The organism is Pseudoflavonifractor phocaeensis (assembly GCF_016901955.1).
GTDB classification, from domain to species: domain Bacteria; phylum Bacillota; class Clostridia; order Oscillospirales; family Oscillospiraceae; genus Flavonifractor; species Flavonifractor phocaeensis_A.
The window spans coordinates 1-673 of sequence record NZ_JACJLC010000215.1 but is presented as its reverse complement, the minus strand read 5'-3'; the positions used below and the strand labels follow the sequence as shown (position 1 = coordinate 673).

The window sequence follows — 673 nt, the reverse complement described above, 5'->3', positions numbered from 1 at the left end:
GAGCGCCCTCCGCCAACTCCCCCAACAGCTGGGGCATAGGGGTGAGGCGGAAGGAGATCTCCCGCTCCATCTGGGCCAGGGCGGCGGACAGCTGGACCAGGATGCGCTCCCGCCGGGCCAACCGCCGGGCGGCGGACCAGCCCATCCAGGCCATCCCCCCCGCCGCCAGCAGAGCTCCCGCCAGCCGGATCACAGGGGACTGACCTGGCAGGCCCGGACCCCGTCCCGCCGGGTGAGCACCACCAGCCGCTGAAAGCAGCCTCCCTCCAGCAGAGGGCGATAGATGGGACGGTTCCTCAGGTCCTGGAGTCCGGAGGCGTGGGCGGTACACAGCAGGCTCACCCCGCAATTGGCCGCCAGCAGCAGGGCGGCACAGTCCTCCGGGGCGGTAAGCTCGTCGGCGGCCAGTACCTGGGGGTTCATCCCCCGCAGCAGCATGAGCAGCCCCTCCCCCTTGGGGCAGCCGTCCATCACATCGGTACGGGCCCCCACATCCAGCTGGGGGACCCCGTTCCACAGGGCGGCCAGCTCTCCCCGCTCATCGGCCACCCCCACCCGCAGGGGTGGGTGGGCCCCGCCGTCTGAGACGGTGCGGATCAGGTCCCGCAGCAGGGTGGTCTTGCCGCCCCCCGGCGGGGAGAGGATCAGGGTGCTCTGGAGCCGGTCCCCCTCC

Annotated in this window: 2 pseudogenes; both read right to left on the bottom strand. The window is 72.5% G+C overall.

Annotated elements, in window-relative coordinates:
- Positions 1-193: pseudogene (locus H6B51_RS17235) on the bottom strand (stage III sporulation protein AB); the annotation flags it as partial.
- Positions 190-673, bottom strand: a pseudogene (locus H6B51_RS17230) (stage III sporulation protein AB); the annotation flags it as partial. The pseudogenes H6B51_RS17235 and H6B51_RS17230, both read right to left, overlap by 4 nt.